Here is a 15749-nt window from a genome sequence, read left to right as displayed (position 1 = left end):
AGACGTGTCATCGAGATGGTAAATAAAACCAGACTTAATCCTGGTCATCTCAACGCGGGAGTATTATACCAATTGCATTAAGTATTTGACCCATTCAGAGCGCCTCAGACTTTTCAATTCAAGGCGCATTAGTGAAGAAATGGTTATTCCCTTTTGAGCCAATGCAAAGCAGAAGTGGAAAGTCTGAGTAGCTCACGTAGTGCGGCCGACGTTTAAAGCAAATGGCAAAGCCCTTTAAGCTTCGTTGTGGGCTTTGGATATACGACTAAATGGTCTATTTTGTTTCATACAACATAAGACATTCCCACCCTCCTTGGCGGTCAGATTCAGGAGCTACGAGTCCACGGATGGACGAAGGTAGAATAATGCAGGAGCAATTATCGAGAGTCATGCATGGAGCAATTACCGAGGATGCCAGAGCCGAGAATAACTATTAGCTTCAATCCCCCATCTTACCTACAGGGCTTTGAATTCCCGCTGAATGATCAAACTTTTAATGCAATTGATATTAGGCCCTTTCAGCAGCCACTATCGATATTTCCACCAATAAGGCTTCGCGTGCCATTTTAGCGGCGACACAAGCGCGAGCTGGCGCTTGGCCTGCCGGCACCCAAGCATCCCAAACCGCATTCATTTCGGCAAAGTACTGCATGTCTTTAACGTAAATGGTCGCTGACAAGATATGTTCTTTGTCACTACCCGCTTGCGCTAACAATGCATCCACTTTATCTAACATTGAGCTGGTTTGCTCCGTGATCCCTTGCTCAGCATCCTTACAGACCTGACCACATAGATAAATAGTACCGTTATGCTTAACAATTCGGCTCATGCGACTACCGGTTTCAATTCTTTCAATACTCATATTCAGCTCAACTCCAGTTAAATAGCTTATGTTCAAATCATCGACAATATTCTAGCGAACTAATGTAAATTTACTAGTAAAAAACACTTGTTTTTCATATAGATATTTCATTGAACAATTGCTTATTTCCTGTTTCATTAATTCGATCCTATACTTAACCGAGTAAGACAAGTGATCACGGACTGATTTCTTATATTTTAAAGGACTAAAATGACCTCTGCAGCTAACGCTAATAATACTTCCCTCACGCTCATGCTGACTCACTTAATTCGGTGTTTAGTTGTGCTTGGTGATATTCAAAATACTTTATTAACTCCCTCCCCCCAAAAGCCTCCCCTCCAAGGCATTTTAGGTTGGTTTGGTGATCGCGTTGATTTCCTCAATATTCAGCAGCTCTTAAAAAAGCGGCGGTAAAACTCCAGCATTCTCCTTGATTATCTTTCAAGCAAAATGCCGTTTTTACAACTCAAGTTAGGAAGTGCGTATGCTAACAATGAAACAAAACACACTAAAACCTTGGCAGGTAGCCTTATTGGTCACCACCGTAATGTCACTCTGTTTGGCTGTTCTTATCTTTCTCACTAGGCCAACACAAGATCAGACTCTTTTATTTACGGTGACGCTATTCAGCCTCGCTAACATCTCAATACTCAGCGTGAGTCTATTTCAGTTATCGGCAATCACTCCACGAATACGCCATCTGACTCGTTGTGTGCAACGTTGGTCAAATGGGGATCTGAATACTCGAAATAAGATGGGTGAACGTGGCGAATTAGGAGAGTTAGAAGCCGAACTCAACCACATGTTTAGCCGCTTACAAGAGAGTTCCGCACAAGCAGAAGAAAATCAAAAATCCATACTCAGTAAAAATTATCTTCTCTCTGCCATTTTAAATTCAGCCGCTGCGGCTATTTATGGCGTCGATGAGAATGGTCGTTGTATATTTGCCAATCCTCAATGCGTAAAGCTACTGGGTTATCGCAGTGAAGAGCAGTTAATAGCCTGCAATATGCGCAGCCTAGTTCATCAAAACCCTGATGATGAGCGAGTAATAATGAGTTCAATTTCAGAACAAGAGAATCGTGATATCCACCTAAAAGAAGACCACTTTTGGCGAGCCGATGGCAGTAGCTTTCCCGTCGAATACTGGTCTCACCCAATGACGTTTAACAACGACAAGATGGGTGCGGTCATCTCCTTCCATGACAATAGTGAACGCCTAGAAGCCGAAGCCTTAATTCGCCATCAAGCACATTATGACGCGTTAACCGACCTGCCCAACCGATTCCTCGCCCTTAAACGTTTAGAGCAATTGGTAGAATCAACGGAACACAGCGGAAAGATGCTAGCAGTTATTTTTCTTGATTTAGATGATTTCAAAAAAATTAATGATTCATTAGGCCATGAGGCGGGCGATCAATTACTTATTACTGCCGCCGAACGATTGACGAAAGCAACACGAAAAGAAGATACCGTTGGCCGTTTAGGTGGAGACGAATTCATTATTTTACTCGATGGGCTATCCAGTGCAGATGACGCTCAGCCTCTAGCCGAAAATCTGATTGGCGGCTTTCGAAAGCCTTTCTATATCGGTAATCGTCAACTTATTCTGACTGCCAGTATCGGCATTGCTATCTACCCAAATGATGGCGAAACGCCATCAGAGCTGCTCAGAAATGCAGATTCTGCGATGTACCATACCAAGAGTATTGGTCGTAATACATATTCATACTTCACTCATGCGATGAACAAAGAGGTTTCTCGTCGATTAGCCATTGAGGAGCAGATCCACGGCGCACTAGAACGAGGAGAACTGCAGGTTCATTACCAAATTCAGCTCGACATCAGAGACGGCAGCATCATGGGTGCAGAGGCCTTGCTCAGATGGGACAACCCGGTTCTGGGCAGCGTATCTCCCGCCGAATTCATCCCGATTGCCGAACAAACGGGGGTCATAGAACCGATGGGAGAGTTTATTCTTCATCGCGCCTTGAGGGCAGCGCAAACATGGCAGAAAACCTTTAATGACCATTTCAGGATCGCGATTAATCTGTCACCCAGACAGTTTAGAAATCCAAACTTGGTGCAGATCATTACTGATAGTGTAAACCAGCTCGGTATGCGCCCTGAAGACTTAGAGCTGGAGATCACTGAAGGGGTGTTGTTAAGTGGTCATGCTTATACCCTTGATGCATTAATGGCACTAAGCAAAGCCGGTTTTTGTATCTCTATGGATGATTTTGGTACTGGCTACTCTTCACTCAGCTATCTGCGTACGTATCCATTCCAAATCCTCAAAATTGATCGTAGCTTTATCAAAGATATGAACACTGATGACACTAGCAAAGAGTTAATTATTGCGACTATTGAGATGGCGCACGCGCTTGGGATCAGAGTGATTGCCGAAGGTGTAGAAACTCAAGAGCAACTCGACGAGTTGAGCTTTATGATGTGCGATTATGCTCAAGGATTTTTAATCAGTAAGCCCGTGGTGTTTGATGATTTACTGAAGATAGGCGAACATTATAAAAGGAGTGCTCAAATTGAGTTTAAACCCCATATCGAAAGGGTAGAAGATAAACCCATTAAAACTTACGGCTAATCACTATTCCGTTAAATTCTATGCAATCAACTACTCTCGTTCTCTGTACTGCAGAAAGCGAAGAGATGGGCATGAATTCATATTCTGAATGTTCATCACTCAATTTTATTTCATCAAATTCATTCATCTCACATTTAAACAGAAAAGCTTGGGAATTATAGGCACTGTAATAATAAACCCCCGTCAAACAACTAATGTTGACGGTGAACCCTAGCTCCTCATGACATTCTCGAATAAGCGCTTGATGAATTGTCTCTGCGGGCTCTAACGCCCCACCAGGCAAGCCCCATGACAGTGTTCCATACGTTGCCTTTAGCAATAAGACTTCAGTCTCATGAGGGCCTTGTCGTAATATAACAGCGTGGCAACTTAGCCTAAACTTATCTTCAAAAGCCATACAATCTACCCGATTTTAAAGGTGTGTTGACCGCCATTTTACTCCGAGCAAAGACAGATATAGATATAGACGCTAAGCTCAACTTACGGCGTGACATGCTATACCCATGGCATTAAATATTTAGCCATCTACATTTGGCCCACTCAATTAAACGTAAATATCAGACAAAAAAATGCTAGATTCCATTGGGAAAACTAGCATCTTTAGTGGATTGCTTAAAGCTTGAATAAACGAAAATTATTAGTTTTCCGTCTTCGACTCCTCTAAGCCTATACTGTTCATCCAGTGATCAAAATCCATCAGATTACCTGGTAAAACAACCTTACTCTTACTAGAGCTAAGCCCATCCATCTGCTTTAGGTATTGTGCCCCTAGCTGCATCCGCACCACATTCTTACCACCGGGAGCAGAGATTACCGCCGCCATGCGTTCAATCGATTCGGCTGTAGCGCGGGCAATAGTTAGGATCTCTTCACCTTTACCTTCCGCTTCATTGATCCGGCGCTGCATCTCACCTTCTGAGTGGTTAATTGTCTCGGCCTTTACACCTTCAGAGCGATTAATCTTACTTTGCTTATCACCTTCACTCTTTGCTAGCAGTGCACGCTTCTCACGTTCGGCATTAACCTGCATCTCCATCGCATTTTTTACTGTTTCAGGCGGAGTGATGTTTTTAATTTCGTAACGGTGAACACGGATCCCCCACATGGCACCCGCCTGATCAAGCACCTCAACCACTTTGGCGCTAATCACATCGCGCTCTTCAAATGTACGGTCAAGATCAAGCGTACCAATCACCGAGCGAGTCGTGGTTTGTGCCAACTGAATTGCCGCAAATCGATAATCTACTACGCCATAACTCGCCTTTACCGGATCGATAACCGAAATATAGATAACACCATCGACTTCAACATTGACCTCATCACATGAAAAACACTCCTGCGGTGGAACATCAATAGTTTCTTCTTTAAGGTCATGGATGTAAGACACTTTATCAACAAACGGCACCAATGCATGGAAACCTGCATCTAGCGTCAAATGATATTTGCCGAGGCGTTCGACAATGTAAGCTGATTTAGTTGGCACCAATCGAATAGATTGAAACAACTTAATCACGAAGACCGCAAAAATAAGTCCCCAAATTGCCATAACAATCAAATCAGTATTAATTCCAGCAATCATTAGCGTGCTCCTTTTACTGAATTGGCAGACACGGCATGAGTCACTTGCTCCATACCTTCGAAAAACCCTTCTAGCTTAGCCAATTCCGCTGGTACAATTGAGACATCGGCCTCATGCAACACCTTGCCAATTTGGTTGATGAACTGTTCTTTTAACTGCATATTCATCGCTTCATTACCGCCATCTAGTGCTAGTGCAGCCGAAACAAGTTCCATCCCTTCTGTTTTCGCTTTAGCAATAATAGTGATCTCTTGCCCCATGCCTTTTGCTTCGTTAATACGACGCTGTTTTTCACCTTCTGAGAAATTAATCGCCTCCTGACGCTCACCTTGAGATAGGTTTATCATCGCGGCCTTTTCGGCGTTAGCCAAAGTGATTTCAGCGCGCTTACGACGCTCTGCCTCCATCTGTTTTTCTAGCGTATGGATCACTTTTCGAGACGGAGTGATATTCTTAATTTCATAACGAAGTACTTTTATCCCCCAAGGGTCAGAGGCTTTATCAATTTCGCGTACAATAGATTCGTTAAGACTATCTCGCTCTGAGAATGTCTGGCTTAAGCTCAATTTACCGATTTCAGATCGCATTGTGGTTTGCGCTAAATTGACCGCAGCACGGCGATAATCCTCAATGCCGTAGCTAGCAAGCTTACCGTCCATCACTTTTAGGTAGACCAGACCATCAACTTCAAGCTGAGTATTATCTTTTGAGATACAGCTTTGCGGCGGTACATCGAGTACCTGCTCGCGGATCTCATGTTTATAAGCAACGCGGTCAAAAAATGGGATTAAAAAATGAAAACCCGGCTGTAATACAGCACGGAATTTACCTAAGCGCTCAATAACATTGACTTCGCGCATAGGGACAATGAGTAACAACTTATAAAGAATGAAAAAAACAAACAAAACAAACAGTGTAAATATAAACATGTATAGATCCCTTCCCTAATATTGACAGTGTAACGACTAATTTATTTCGCTAAATCTTCATTTTTGTCTGCTAGAGGTTCGACGACTAACGCGATATTGTCTCTACAGATCACCCGAACTTGAGAACCAGCAACAATTTCACTGCCATCTCCCAATGCGGGCCATTCACTTCCTTGAAATTCAATACGGCCCGTTTTCTGTGCTGGCCCAATGGTCTGCTTAACGGTAGCAAGTTGATTGTAGAGATCGAGTTCTTCATCTGTATTATCGACATGTGCATCGCCACCCACAAGCTTTTGCGTGACTTGTCTAAACAGCAGCATAAACACCATAGATGTAATGAACCAAAGTGTAAGACTTTGAACAATACCTTCAACCAACCCAGTCGCTAATCCTCCAGCAACCACTAAACACGCTGCACCTAGGAGAATAACAATACCACCGGGTAAAATAATCTCCGCTAACATCAGAAATAAGCCTATACAGGCCCAGATCAAAATAGGATTTGATAACTCCATATTTCCCCCTGAAATGAAAGAGTCCTTATATCGACTATATCAGCTGTCTGTTTTTATTGCGACATAATATGTCACCATCATTAACAGAGAGATTCAGTATAGGCGATGATAATTTGTAACTTCAACGCTTGAGTGTAACAGTAAACACTTGAATAAAAACATGTTAATATGGAACGTCAGCGCGATTGCGTTACACCATCGCCCAACACAACTTTAAGCACCATAGGCTTTTACAGCAAAATATTTACAATCTAGTGCAAGAAAGCGTAACAAACCCTTTGAACATTACTAACTTTCAGCCTATATTCCTCGCCATTGAAACGACTAAATAACGCGCGTTTCAACTTAGCTTTTGCCCTTATATATTGAATACACCATAGAGTGTAAATATTGCATACATAATAAGCAGCGTTAGCTGCATTAAAAAAAGGTTTTAAGATGAACAAGAAATGGCTATGCCTAGCGCTATTAGTGAGTCCAACTGCAATGGCTGACAGCATGATTAACTGGTGGGACGCGAGTGTAACCGCGCTTTACGGTGATAATTATGATTTAGCACCCTCTGAGTCACAAACAACATTTACCTTTGAGACCGCGGGTGACTGGAAGTATGGTGACTGGTTTGCTTTCCAAGATGTTATCTACTTTAACGGCTCAAATGCTGGCAAAGACAGCACCACCTATGGCGAGATATCTACGCGCTTGAGTGCGAGCAAAATTCTAGGTAAAAAAGTGGCAATGGGCCCGATTACCGACCTATCTGCTGCATTTACCTTCGAAGAGGGTGAAGGCCCAGTAAAGAGCTTTTTATATGGTGTTGGTATGGATCTTCATGTTCCCTACTTTAGTTATTTCCAACTCAATACTTATCGCAGACATGCCACGGGTAGTGGCAATATTAGTGATGGCTGGCAGTTAACCCCAGTATTTAGAATGGACTTCCCCGTCGGTGACTCTAATATCGTATTTGATGGTTTCTTTGACTGGGTGTTTGCCACAGATGAAGATGCATATGAGACTAACTTCCACTTCAACCCACAGCTAAAGTATGATCTGGGCGCCGTTGTTCTCGGTGAACATAAGAAGAATAAGCTGTTTGTCGGTATCGAATATGATTACTGGAAAAACAAGTATGGCGTTGATGGTATCGATCAGAACACTTACTCTGTGATCGCTAAGTACCACTTCTAAGCAAGCTTTAACGCCAGTTCATGGCATAAAAAAAAGGCGCATTATGCGCCTTTTTTATTCCCTAATAGACCCCTCTTATAGGGAATACTTTCCCATTATGCCAGCAGTTTTTTCGCTGCTGCAACAACGATAGAAACAGCACTAACTTCTGTTTTCTTCATTGTAACTTCATCTGGGATCTCTTGTTGTGTACGGTTAACAATAACACCTGCAACACAAGCTGCGCGCCAGCCTTGCGAAGCACACATAGTAAACAGAGTAGAAGACTCCATTTCGTAGTTCAGCACACCAAGATCTTGCCACTCTTGCATAGACCCTTTGAACTGACGCGTAATGCGGCCTGAAACCGTATCGTAACGCTCTTGTCCTGGGTAAAAAGTATCTGATGAAGCTGTGATCCCGATATGAGGTTCTAGACCTGCATCGCGACATGCTTCAACCATAGCCGTTGTACATTCAAAGTTTGCAACGGCAGGGAACTCCATAGGTGCAAAATGTAAACTTGCACCATCTAAGCGAACAGACGCTTGAGTGACAATAACATCACCAACATTGACCTGTGGTTGAATAGCGCCAGTAGTACCTACACGTAAGAAGGTACGAACGCCCAACTGAGCAAGTTCTTCAACCGCAATAGAAGTTGAAGGCCCGCCAATTCCTGTTGAACATACAACAACTGGCTTACCGTCAATATATGCTAGATAACTTGTGTACTCGCGATGACTCGCTAGAAATGTCGCATTGTCCATTAACTCGGCAATACGCTTAACGCGCTCAGGATCACCAGGCACAATCGCCAAGCTAGCACCATCCAACATTTCTTTGGTTAAGCCTAAATGAAATACATCAGACATTGTGAAAACCCCTTTCAATTTTGATTATAAAATTCTTAATAAATCGACTTTAACCTAGTATCGGCCGCGATAAGGTTAACCCGATCACACTTTTTCTGCCAAGAGTAAATGAATTGTCGTAATCTAGTTACCAAAACAATATTTATAGAAGTGATAGAAATATAGCAGCTGCACTACAGAGTGCCAGTTGATATCCACCCGCAAACTCTCGGCGTAAAAACCAGCCAGTAAATCCAATAAAAACAATTACTTAACAAATTTTAGTTCCAGATCTAAATACAAAATTACAGAACGAGATCTAGCTCACAACTTGCTCAAAATAAACGCGCTAGTTTAAAGTTGAACCAGAAAAATATATCAGAAAAATATATCAGAAAAAGGACAGCCTGCATGTTTCCAGAATATAGAGAATTAATCAGTCAACTTAAGACTTCAGATACTCATTTCCAGAAAAAGTTTAACAAACACAATCAACTCGATGAAGAGATTAAAAATCTGGAGTTACACGATGCTAGCGATTTCACCCCTGAAGTGCATGAGCTAAAACTCAAGAAGTTGCATTTAAAAGAGGAGATATACGATATTTTGAAGGGACATTCTGCTTAACCATTAGCAAACTAAAAAAAGGCGCTTATAGCGCCTTTTTTAATACGTTTATTTTAACGCCTCTAACAATGACTCTGCGGAGTCAAAATAGCTTATTTGAGTAATTTTGTTATCGCTAATTTGAATCAGAGTCACTTGATCTTTCTGAGCTGGTAAGGCTTTGGTGATCTCACCGTCTCGATCGAGCGCCACTCGATAAGCAAATTGCTTAAACTGTGGGATCGCAACAAAGCGGGCAATAAGCGAAGGCATACCACTAATATCGGCAACATAAGCCAAATCACCCTTTTTATACAGCTCAGGTTGCTCCTCTAACGCTGTTTGAATGAGTGTGCCACCATCCATGCTACGACTGAATAGAACGTGCTTGATAGTGCTATCAATCGCATAGTCAGCTTCATATTGGTCTTGAAGTTTTAAGGTTTCCATTGGGTCACCAACAACATACGTATTTGCCCATACTGGCGTGACAAGCAAACTACATAGAATCAGAATAATTGCTTTCATTGTTGATCTCATTAATTAGAATTAGCCTTGAGAATAACCTATTCTTGTTGATGTCACAGAACGTTCACTGCAAACCATGATCGTCTTCACGGATCGTAAAATAGCTATTTGAAAGTTGCAAAGATAGTATCTTCAACGTAAATAGCAAGTTACAAAACAGTTTAACTTCAGTAAGCTGCCAAGTGAAAATGTTGTATTAAAGGACAAATCAATGAACGAACCCGGTTTAGATCAAGAGATAGCTCAATTGCAAAATGCCTATGGCATGATCACTGAGTTTATCGTGCAATATAGCTTTAGTCTCTTAGGTGCCGCGCTGATTTTTCTCGTCGGCTTATGGATTGCAGCTAAAGCCTCTAATCTTGTCACCCGTCTTTTCGAAAAGCATAACATAGACGTTACCCTCAGCAATTTCACCAGCAATTTTGTGCGCATTCTAGTGATCTTATTGGTGGGTGTTATCGCGCTAGGGAAGCTCGGTATTAGCGTGACCCCCATGGTCGCCGCCATTGGTGCCGCATCCTTAGGTGCAGGTCTCGCATTACAAGGCATGCTAGCCAACTATGCCGCGGGTATTACGATTATTGTGACTCGCCCTTTCATTGTAGGAAACACCATTGAAGTTAAAGGGGTTAGTGGCTTAGTTAAAGATATCCACTTAGGCATGACCGTGTTAACTAACGAAGAGGGAGAACAGATTAACGTTCCTAATAAGCATATTGTTGGAGAAGTACTGCACAACTCCTTTGCCAATAAATTAGTCGAAACAGAACTCAATATTAGTTATCAATCAGATCCCGACGCCGTCGTCGCCATACTATCGAAAGTACTGACGGATAGCCCTCATGTCAGTAATGGCGAACATGCACAAGTTGGGATAAATGATTTTAATAGCATCGGCATTGAAATTGGCATCCGTTATTGGGTCGCCACCGAGAGTTACTTTCAAGATAAGTACCAAACAAATTCCAGCTTAATAAAGGCGCTAAAACAGGCCAAAATAGAGATCCCGTGCCCAGTGAGAGAGATCCATATTCAACAGCCTTAACATACTTTGTCATCGGCGTAGCATTGGCTGCGCCGCGGTTACAAACCTCTCTGCCACTCTTGCCGTAATTGAATGCGTTCAGGTGTATTCACCGCCGCCTCGACTTGGCTTAATAACGCTAGCTTATCTTTGCCAAGAACACCTTTCAGCACCAAGTAATTGGAGGCATGATCTGAGCGGAAAATTGTTTTGTTTAGCTCTAAATTACTGAGTAGTACTCGCATCTCTTCAAATAACTGTAATTGATTCGGCAGCTGAAAATGCCCGTCAAACGCCTCGTCCATCCGCTCTGTTCCTAGTGGTAAAGTCACCACTAACGTTGACAGAAATTCTGGCTGTGCTTCATTCATTAATTTGGCAGATTGCTGCGCGTGCTGCACTGACAGCGACACCCCACCTAATCCATTTAAGATCATTACCGACGATTTTATACCAGCCGCTTTTATCTTCTGTAAAGCAGCCAATGAAGAGGCAAATGTTTCACCCTTTTTGATTCGTCGCAAAACTTCGTCATCACCACTTTCGCAACCAATATAGAGTAAGCTTAACCCCAGCTCCTTTAACCGCTGTAACTGCTCCGGTGTTTTATTATTGATGTTTCGAGGCAGACAATAGCTACTGATCCGAGTCACTGCGGGGAGATGTTTTTTTATCAACAAACAAATCTCTTCCAGCCTGGAGAAAGGAAGTGTCATCGCATCACCATCGGCTAAAAACACCCGAGATATATGTGCCTTTGAGCTGGACACAGCAACAATATCTTGTTCGACTTTATCTATTTTTTGCGCCCGAAAGCGTTTTTGGTTAGCGGTGTACATATCGCAAAAACTGCATTGGTTCCAACTGCAGCCATTGGTCACTTGCAGAATTAATGATTTCCACTCCGATGGTGGACGAAATACAGGTTCAATATAATTTAGCACTGTAAACCTTTGCTGATTAAATAATGGCTGTATAAAGTTGAACACTTTTATCGCTAAAAAACTACCTTTATTAGCCGTGTAACATGCTTAGAGGGGAGCTAATCGTGGGTTGGACACCATGATCTTGGAGAGGTGTTAAACCTATATTGAAGTGCAGTAAAAACAGACTCGTTAATGCGGTTATAACCTTAAAGGTGCACCTAGTGCACCTTTAAAACATAAGTAAGTTAAACGATAACTTGGTGATAGGTCTCAACATGGTGAGATGCAACCAGCTCAGGCATGATGTGATGAAAGTAATGTTGAATAGCTTCTTTCTCACAATGACTATTAAATGCCGCTTCATCGACAAATTTTTCCACAAAAGTCACTTTATCGGCATTATCACGGCTAAGATTAAGCTCATAACGAATACAACCATTCTCGCGGCGAGTATCGGCGATAAGCGCTGACAAAGCTTCAACTAACCCAGCTATTTTCCCAGGCTTGGCGGTAAACGTCGCCACACATACTAACTGCTGAGTATTCACTTTGTAATCTGGCATTTTTTTCCTTCACTCTTCAAGGTTAACAACATATCGAGATGTGGGATCCCATCTTCCAAATACATTTCAGATACAGGCTCAAATCCCAGCTTTTGATAAAAACCTTTTAAGTGCTCCTGCCCACCTAACTGAATATTATGCTTCGGCCATTTTCTCAGCGAAATAGAGATCGCTTTTTGCATTAAGATATGGGCAATCCCACCACCTCTTGCTGCCTCCGACACGATCACTCGGCCAATACTGGCGTCAGGATAACTCACCCCTGGAGCAAGCACTCTCGCATAAGCTTGGATCGTACCTTGCTCGTCAACCCCCAGTAAATGTTGGGTCTGGCTTTGCCTGTCTTTATTATCCAGCTCCGGATACGGACAGTTTTGTTCCACCACAAATACATCTACTCTTAACTTGAGTAGCTCATATAATTCATTCAGCGTGAGCTCTGAAAAAGCTAGCGATTTCCACAACAAAAGTCTCTCTCCATAGCAACGAGTCAGTGCTGCAGTCTAGCACTTCAAATCAACAAATACAGGTAGATAATTTTCAGCAAGAAGGGTTGGCTATTGTGAAGATAAATATCTAATTTTAACCTTTGATTTGGAGGTCATAGTTTAGGTCCGCTTTGGAGAGCAGATTTAATTAATACGCGCTTACTCACGGGCCGCTGAGGGTTCGCCAAGGGGGACAAGCGCTTTACCCCTTGGCTCGCGTGTGGGCGAAGCGCCGCGACTTTGATTCTGATTATAAAACGCTAACACTATAAAATAGACACCTAGCCCGACGTTATAAGCATTAATCATGCATAGAACCAGGGCAAATTAATGCGCTGCAACGGCAACCGGCTTGCGTATCGACAACACTGCAACAACAGCCACCATGAGCAACCCTGACATGATAAAAAACACATCATTGTAAGCTTGAATCGACGCCTGCTTGGCCATTGTTTGCCCCAGCAGTGCAGATGCCTGCAGACCTGCTGTTATAGGGTCGGAGCCTGCTGCTTGCAGCATATTTGCCGATGCTGTCAAATAGTCATTCGCCATTGAACTTACCGCAGGTAACGTCTCTTTAATATGGGCTAAATGACCACGGCTCAAATTATCAGTTAAGGTCGCGACTAAGGCTATTCCAACCGCGCCACCAAGATTACGCATAACATTAAGCACCGTTGAGGCTGATGCATTTTCATCTTTGCGTATATGTGCAGTCGCCAACATACCGATGGGCACCATAATAAACGGCTGACCAATCGCCCTAACGACCATAGAGGCTATCATTTGTGGGCCAGCAAAATCAGCCGTCATGTGGCAGTTCATATAATAACTAACCCCAAACATGAAGAAGCCAAACCCTGCAAGGTAACGGTTATCAAATCGCAACATCAATTTCGGCATAAAAGGTAAAATCAGTAGCTGTGGAAATCCCATCCACATCAAGACCTCGCCAATCTCCATAGAGTTATAATCTTGGATTTGTGATAGATACAGCGGAACCATATAGATGGATGAAAACAGTGCCAAGCCCAGCAGAAAATAAGCAACCGTCGACAGCGCAAAATCTCGCTGTGCAAGCAATCTTAGGTTCACTAACGGATTGGTTTTTTTAAGTTGAAGATAAACAAATATAACAATATTAACCGCTGATATAATGGCTAGATTGCGGATAAAATCAGAGCCCAACCAATCTTTACGGTTGCCCTCTTCCAGCACCACTTCTAAACATCCCATCCCCAGCGCCATAGTGATAATACTGCTCACATCGACATTTTTAAGTTCTGGCCAGTTTATCGGTTTTTTAACTAAACCGTAGGCCAACATCGACATCACAACCAGCCCTGGTGGCACATTGATATAAAAAAGATAATGCCAACTAAACTGCGCGGTTAACCAACCTCCGAGAGTCGGTCCAATTGAAGGAGCAAAAGTAGCCGTCACGCCGAACAACGCCATCCCCACAGCCCGCTTATCATCAGGCAGGTATTCAAGAATTAACCTGAACGCCATTGGAATGAGCGCCCCGCCAAAGAACCCTTGCATCGCCCTAAAGGCGATCATCGATTCTAAATTCCATGAGATTGAACACAGTAGAGAAGCGACAATAAAAATAGCACTGTTCCACAGCATATAACGTCTAATATCGAGGCCTTTACTCAGCCAACCAGACAGCGGAATTGCGATCATCTCAGCGACTAGGTAGGCTGTCGCAATCCATGAACCTTCCTCTAATGTCGCCCCTAACCCGCCTTGGATCTCCTTCATTGACGCATTGGTAATTTGAATATCCAAAATGGCCATGAACGCACCAATAAGCCCGCCAAACACCGCTATCCAGGCACGACGACTACCACGTTCCACCTGCTCAATATTTGTATTTGCGCCCAAAGGAGTCGCCTCCAGAGTGGGCATTATTGACTCGCCTTGTTTAAGGCCACGGCAGTACTTAGGCTTTCATTTGATGTGTCGACTTTAACAAATGCACTCAGTCCTGGAACGATTCTAACCTGCTGTAGATCTGCAGATGACGCCCCTTCAAGGCGAATTCTCACCGGAATACGCTGTACAATTTTAGTGAAATTACCGGTCGCATTTTCAGCAGGTAATAAGCTGAACTTAGCCCCTGATGCTGGCGATAGACTGTCGATAACACCAATGAACGACTCACCCGAAAAAGCATCCAACTCCACTGATACGCTTTGCCCCGGCAGCATATGTGCTATCTGTGTTTCTTTGAAATTTGCAGTAATCCACACCGCATTGTCTGGCACTAAACTATAGATAGCTTGTCCTGGTTGTACATATTGGCCCTGCAGCGCGCCACGCTTACCAATAACACCGCTAAAGGGCGCCGTTATCTGCGTATCTACCAACTGAATTTTTGCCAGTGCTAATCCAGCTTTAGCTTGCTCGACACTAGAGTCAGCCTCAATCAGCTGCGAGTTAAAAACGGCAAGCTCTCGTTGCTTAGCGACCAAAGCGGCTGCGGCTTCATCTAAATGTGCCTCCGCTGACTGAAAACCCGCTTGGGCTTCATCAACGGTATCTTGTGAGCTATAGTTTTTGACTTTTAACTGCGTTGCGCGATTAAGCTGCTGCGATGAACGCAATTTTTCAGCGTCAGCAGCTGCAACCCCCGCTTGAGCTTGGGTAATAAGCGCGCGCTGCAGATCCACTTGCGCCGCTAAGGTTTGTAGATCAGCCTTTGCACTTGCAAGTATGGCGTCATTTTGCGCCACTTTAGCCTTGTACTGGTTATCTTCAAGTTGTGCCAATAACTGCCCTTGCTCGACATGCTGATTGTCTGTAACAAAAGTGGCCGTAACATAACCTGGGACTTTAACGCTGATATTAGAGATATCAGCGTCGACATAGGCGTTATCTGTTGATTCAAAATTACGCACATGATTCCACCAGTAGTAGCCTCCAGCCAATACCGTCAAAAACAGCAGTGGAATTACGATAAACATTCTATTTTTGGACATATATGACTCCCCAATCATTGGATCCTTGATTAATGAAGTACATTTTACTACTGTCACAACATATTTATTAGATAGTTAAAATATTACCCACTGTTTCACAGGTGTAACAA

General features: G+C 43.1%; 17 protein-coding genes. 5 read left to right on the top strand and 12 right to left on the bottom strand.

Annotation, left to right across the window (positions count from 1 at the left end):
• Positions 1-508: 508 nt before the first annotated feature.
• Positions 509-862, bottom strand: coding sequence for a RidA family protein (locus CXF83_RS03775; RefSeq protein WP_101090329.1), 354 nt, complete (start codon positions 860-862; stop codon positions 509-511).
• A gap of 210 nt (positions 863-1072) precedes the next feature.
• Here CXF83_RS03775 and CXF83_RS03770 point away from each other — a divergent pair, with 210 nt between their 5' ends.
• Positions 1073-1276 carry a hypothetical protein gene (locus CXF83_RS03770; RefSeq protein ID WP_101090330.1) on the top strand — a complete coding sequence of 68 codons (204 nt, stop codon included), beginning with the start codon at positions 1073-1075 and terminating at the stop codon, positions 1274-1276.
• A 70-nt stretch (positions 1277-1346) separates the two neighbouring features.
• Positions 1347-3464, top strand: a complete 2118-nt coding sequence (locus CXF83_RS03765; RefSeq protein ID WP_232775021.1) for a putative bifunctional diguanylate cyclase/phosphodiesterase — start codon at positions 1347-1349, stop codon at positions 3462-3464.
• Here CXF83_RS03765 and CXF83_RS03760 read toward each other — a convergent pair.
• The 4 genes from CXF83_RS03760 to CXF83_RS03745 all read right to left on the bottom strand — a co-directional run bounded on the left by CXF83_RS03760 (position 3448) and on the right by CXF83_RS03745 (position 6490).
• Entirely contained in the window at positions 3448-3861 is a 414-nt protein-coding gene (locus tag CXF83_RS03760) for an NUDIX hydrolase (RefSeq protein WP_101090331.1), read from the bottom strand. The two genes, CXF83_RS03765 and CXF83_RS03760, sit on opposite strands and share 17 nt — an antisense overlap.
• A 240-nt stretch (positions 3862-4101) precedes the next feature.
• The gene (locus CXF83_RS03755; RefSeq protein WP_101090332.1) at positions 4102-5043 is read right to left on the bottom strand and encodes an SPFH domain-containing protein; all 942 of its coding nucleotides are present in this window, start codon (positions 5041-5043) and stop codon (positions 4102-4104) included.
• Positions 5043-5972: an SPFH domain-containing protein gene (locus tag CXF83_RS03750; RefSeq protein WP_101090333.1), complete on the bottom strand. Its 930-nt coding sequence runs from the start codon at positions 5970-5972 to the stop codon at positions 5043-5045. Before CXF83_RS03750 ends, CXF83_RS03755 begins: the two co-directional genes overlap by 1 nt.
• A 41-nt stretch (positions 5973-6013) precedes the next feature.
• Entirely contained in the window at positions 6014-6490 is a 477-nt protein-coding gene (locus CXF83_RS03745; protein ID WP_101090334.1) for an NfeD family protein, read from the bottom strand.
• Positions 6491-6928: 438 nt separating this feature from the next.
• Between CXF83_RS03745 and CXF83_RS03740 the strand changes: the two genes are divergently transcribed.
• Positions 6929-7681, top strand: coding sequence for an ion channel protein Tsx (locus CXF83_RS03740; protein ID WP_101090335.1), 753 nt, complete (start codon positions 6929-6931; stop codon positions 7679-7681).
• Between the two features lie 95 nt (positions 7682-7776).
• Here the strand turns inward: CXF83_RS03740 and udp are convergent, their stop codons facing one another.
• On the bottom strand, positions 7777-8535 hold the full coding sequence (udp, locus tag CXF83_RS03735; protein ID WP_101090336.1) for a uridine phosphorylase: 759 nt from the start codon (positions 8533-8535) through the stop codon (positions 7777-7779).
• A gap of 390 nt (positions 8536-8925) precedes the next feature.
• On the opposite strand from udp, the gene CXF83_RS03730 reads away from it, so the two are divergent.
• Entirely contained in the window at positions 8926-9141 is a 216-nt protein-coding gene (locus tag CXF83_RS03730; protein ID WP_101090337.1) for a YdcH family protein, read from the top strand.
• 48 nt (positions 9142-9189) lie between these two features.
• Here CXF83_RS03730 and CXF83_RS03725 read toward each other — a convergent pair whose 3' ends face one another.
• Positions 9190-9648 (bottom strand): hypothetical protein, encoded by a 459-nt coding sequence (locus tag CXF83_RS03725; RefSeq protein ID WP_101090338.1) that lies wholly within the window; start codon positions 9646-9648, stop codon positions 9190-9192.
• Between the two features lie 211 nt (positions 9649-9859).
• On the opposite strand from CXF83_RS03725, the gene CXF83_RS03720 reads away from it, so the two are divergent.
• Positions 9860-10696, top strand: a complete 837-nt coding sequence (locus tag CXF83_RS03720; RefSeq protein ID WP_101090339.1) for a mechanosensitive ion channel family protein — start codon at positions 9860-9862, stop codon at positions 10694-10696.
• 38 nt (positions 10697-10734) lie between these two features.
• On the opposite strand, the gene CXF83_RS03715 is transcribed toward CXF83_RS03720, so the two are convergent.
• From CXF83_RS03715 to CXF83_RS03695, 5 genes are all read right to left on the bottom strand, one after another.
• The gene (locus CXF83_RS03715; protein ID WP_101090383.1) at positions 10735-11619 is read right to left on the bottom strand and encodes a radical SAM protein; all 885 of its coding nucleotides are present in this window, start codon (positions 11617-11619) and stop codon (positions 10735-10737) included.
• Positions 11620-11846: 227 nt separating this feature from the next.
• Entirely contained in the window at positions 11847-12164 is a 318-nt protein-coding gene (locus CXF83_RS03710; RefSeq protein WP_101090340.1) for a putative quinol monooxygenase, read from the bottom strand.
• A complete protein-coding gene (locus tag CXF83_RS03705) occupies positions 12146-12631 on the bottom strand; it encodes a GNAT family N-acetyltransferase (protein ID WP_101090341.1) in 486 nt (161 codons plus the stop codon). The genes CXF83_RS03710 and CXF83_RS03705 overlap by 19 nt, the downstream gene beginning before the upstream one ends.
• Positions 12632-12979: 348 nt before the next feature.
• Entirely contained in the window at positions 12980-14566 is a 1587-nt protein-coding gene (locus CXF83_RS03700) for a DHA2 family efflux MFS transporter permease subunit (protein WP_101090342.1), read from the bottom strand.
• Positions 14566-15639, bottom strand: coding sequence for an HlyD family secretion protein (locus CXF83_RS03695; protein WP_101090343.1), 1074 nt, complete (start codon positions 15637-15639; stop codon positions 14566-14568). Before CXF83_RS03695 ends, CXF83_RS03700 begins: the two co-directional genes overlap by 1 nt.
• Positions 15640-15749: the final 110 nt, after the last annotated feature.

This window comes from Shewanella sp. Choline-02u-19 (assembly GCF_002836205.1).
In the GTDB taxonomy this organism is placed as follows: Bacteria; Pseudomonadota; Gammaproteobacteria; order Enterobacterales; family Shewanellaceae; genus Shewanella.
The sequence above is the reverse complement of the archived record's forward strand: the minus strand, read 5'-3'. Positions and strand labels throughout refer to the sequence as shown.